A 3,554-nucleotide genomic window follows, 5' to 3' on the forward strand; every position below is an offset into this window, starting at 1 on the left:
TAATTGCTTTGTTTCTGCTTATCTGGAATATTCCTTCGGAATATTCTCAGGTTCGTAAAAGTTTACTAAATTAGTTGCCTAACCACGCAACTAAGCATACACAAACACGTTGGCTGTAATTTAAAAGTCCGTTAACTAAACGAAAAATAGTGTTTACTCATTAAGACTTTTCTATAAAGACAAACTGCATTAAATTGGAATTGAATTTTAAACACTAGAAACTTGAAAAAAGCATTACTTCTGATTTTCTTACTCAATTGCGGAATTGGAATTTCGCAAACTGAATTTCCATTTTATGAACAAATCGCATTTGACTTTTATCAATCAAAACTTATTGATTCCTTTCCAACTAAAAAGAAAGTAAAAGTCTATCCATACGTTATGGACTTTCATCCATCGAGAGGTAATTTTTACCGACCGAATTGTCTCGGAATTGATTGGAAAAAAAGTAATCCTTTTAAAGAAATCAAAGAGTATGTGGAATCTCAGCTGAATATTGACTCGGACAGATTTGAACTGGACTTTTCTAATGTGGATAAAAAGAAATTTAAAGTCAAGAAAAGAGGAAAAGGCACTTATCCAAGAATGCATATTACTGCACCACATAAAGAAATAGACGGAAATGGACGAATTTTTGTGAATATTCACGAAACTCACGAATATTTATATGTCACCTATCATCTTGAATTTAACGATAAAGGAGAAATAATAGATTGGTGTAGAACTTATGATGAAGTTATACGAACATATTAAAAAACTACAGCCAACACCGTGTATAATTAATTGCTTTGGTCGTTGCCTATTTGGAAAATTCCTTCGGAATTTTCTCGCGTTCGTTTTTGTTTACTAAATTAGTTGCTTAAACACGCAACTAACCATACACAAAACCGTTGGCAGCAATGCGTGTGCGGCAAAATCCAACTCTAAATTGGAACTTATACAACTCTGAATTTTAAGAATAAAAATAAAATTGGATTTCCGAACGTTAGAATGAAAATCACAACGCAGGAATTACAAGCAGAACGAAAAATTACGGTTAGAAAATAACTTCATCGTAATAAAAAAGCCTAGTTTCTTTTTCGCGATTTTTTTTTTTGACTTTTAAGTAAGTAAAATCAGAAAAAATGGAGTCGAAAATTTTAATTTCTTGCGGAACTAAACTAGAATAATCATATAATTAATTTAACATAAGAACTGGAATTTGACAAGTTTCCTCGATATTAAAAATATAACGCAGGATTTCCAAGCTGAACGTAAAATGCGTGTCTGATTAGCAACAACGCAGGACTAAAAACAGATTATCTATCGATTTATTTAATGTTTAAGTTAATTAGAGAACTAATTGAAGTATATTAAATTATCGTTTATTTAAAAAACATAGCGGATAAAAAAATAAGCACGGCTGCCAACACCGTGTATATTTAATTGCTTTGTTTCTGCTTATCTGGAATATTCCTTCGGAATATTCACGGGTTCGTAAAAGTTTGCTAACTTAGTTGCTAAACCACGCAACTAACCATACACAAAACCGTTGGCAGTAATTTAACGCAACCATTATGGTAATTTCACATCTAAAAGATAAAAGTACCTATGAAATTTAGAATATTAAGTTTAAAAATATTATCCGCAATACTTCTTTTTACAAGTTGCTCAAAAGAGGAAGATGACGTTATAAGTCAAAATTGCGAAACTGATTGCACAGAGATTATAGGAAAAATAATGACTGATAACGGAACAGTACCTATTCCCGATGTAGAACTTACAGTAAAATGGGATAATATACCTTATTTAGGTTCTGGCACGATAAGAAATAAAGCCACAACCCGAACTGACTCTGAAGGAAATTTCAACTTAAAATTTTTTATTCGAGACGATGAAATCGACAGTGGTGGTTTCCGTATAGAATATGAACTTAACGAAAATGAATACTTATCTTCACATTTAAATAGAATTACAATATTTCAAATAGCCAGAGACACTACAATAAACATTAATTATAATATTCCAAAAAAGGCTTATCTAAATTTATCATTATTAAATTTAGATAATGTTCAATCACCAGATTGGTTTGCTACTGGTTTTGGTTACGAAGCACCAGAAGGTTTTACGCAATCTGTAAATGGACAACATATAGGTTGGAATAATCAATCTAATCAAAATAATTTAATTGAGATTCCGGGAAATCAGAATATTAGAATAGAAGTGTTTCGTAGAGTGAACAATATTACAACAACTGAAATTGACAATATCTTGATAGAAGCAGGAACTACTTTTGATTATAATATTGATTTTAATAATTAAAAAACTACTGCCAACAATGTGTATAATTCATTGCTAGTTATAGCCTATTTACGAAAATTCCGCTGGAATTTTCTATCTGTGATTTGTTTGCTAACTTTAATGCTTAAACACGCAACGAAATCATACACGAGACCGTTGGCAACCATTAGATGAAACATTACGCAGGAAAAACATTAGACTACTTTTGGGTTGAATTTAGTTCAACAGAATTTGATTTAATTTCATTGGTTGAGCAAATACCAAATTTATTAATTGGAAAATATCTTGCAATAATATGCTTTGATGGCGGAATTTTCGTTCCGACAGAGGAAGAAAGATTAAGAGGTTGGAATAAAATAAAACAAGTTAGTTTTTCACCTGTTTTGACTAAAGCAGAACTAAAAGGTCCAATATTTGAAAATCACGACCAATGGTGTTTATTTGAAAACAAATCTGAAATTGAATCTATGACAGACTTTGTGAATTACGGAATGTTCACTTTAAAGAATAGAGATTTTGAACTCGATAATATTGACCCAACTTGGGATAAAGTAGCTCTTAAAAACGATTTGAATCAAACTGAAAAGCTTCAAAGAAAGTTTTGGCTGGAAATGAAAGAACTTAATCCTGACAATTTTATTCTGAATGGAGATAATTTTATTTATTGTTCTAAAAACGAAAAAGAAATTGAACGAATAATAACGGTTGCCAACACCGTGTATAATTAATTGCTTTGTTCTTCTCTACTTGCGAATATTCCTGCGGAATATTCACGGGTTCGTAAAAGTTTGCTAAATTAGTTGCTGAACCACGCAACTAACCATACACAACAACGTTAGCTTTAATGCTGGAGCAAGTTTTCGGAATTGAAAAAAGGCTAGTTTATTTTTCGATTTTTTTTTGAGTTTTAAGAATAAAAAAACGAAAAACTCTGTTGCGGAATTTTGAAATTTACGCCGAATTCTCACTCAAACTCTGAATTGAATTGCGTCTGAATTTTTAGTTCGTTTGCGGAATCGAAACCTGAATTAAAAACTCGGAATCTCACTCAATCGGAATTTAGCAAGTTGTGGAATTGTTTACTCGAATTCTGAATTCAAAATATTGAGAAATTTGAGCAAGTTTGCGGAATTAAAAACTGACCGAAAAAAGAAAATCGGAACGAAATATTAAGCGGACAAAAAAGCACTAAAAGCTAACAAAGTACTGTGGTAAAAAACAAGTAAAAACTTATTAATTTATTGCTAAAGTACTTCTGTAATTATTATCATAGG

The 3,554-nt window shown here is 31.1% G+C and carries 3 protein-coding genes; all 3 read left to right on the forward strand.

Annotation, left to right across the window (positions count from 1 at the left end):
• The first annotated feature begins 222 nt into the window (after positions 1-222).
• Positions 223-753: a hypothetical protein gene (locus HM985_RS16800; protein ID WP_179377371.1), complete on the forward strand. Its 531-nt coding sequence runs from the start codon at positions 223-225 to the stop codon at positions 751-753.
• Between the two features lie 837 nt (positions 754-1,590).
• Positions 1,591-2,301, forward strand: a complete 711-nt coding sequence (locus tag HM985_RS16805) for a hypothetical protein (protein WP_179377372.1) — start codon at positions 1,591-1,593, stop codon at positions 2,299-2,301.
• A 149-nt stretch (positions 2,302-2,450) separates the two neighbouring features.
• Positions 2,451-3,008 (forward strand): hypothetical protein, encoded by a 558-nt coding sequence (locus HM985_RS16810; RefSeq protein WP_179377373.1) that lies wholly within the window; start codon positions 2,451-2,453, stop codon positions 3,006-3,008.
• The last annotated feature ends 546 nt before the right edge of the window (positions 3,009-3,554 follow it).

Origin of the sequence: Winogradskyella wichelsiae (genome assembly GCF_013403925.1) — a bacterium.
GTDB lineage: Bacteria > Bacteroidota > Bacteroidia > Flavobacteriales > Flavobacteriaceae > Winogradskyella > Winogradskyella wichelsiae.

Bases quoted from the DNA above. Each gene is read 5' to 3' on its own strand.
- HM985_RS16805 (WP_179377372.1), top strand. From the start codon at position 1,591: ATGAAATTTAGAATATTAAGTTTAAAAATATTATCCGCAATACTTCTT.
- HM985_RS16810 (WP_179377373.1), top strand. From the start codon at position 2,451: ATGAAACATTACGCAGGAAAAACATTAGACTACTTTTGGGTTGAATTT.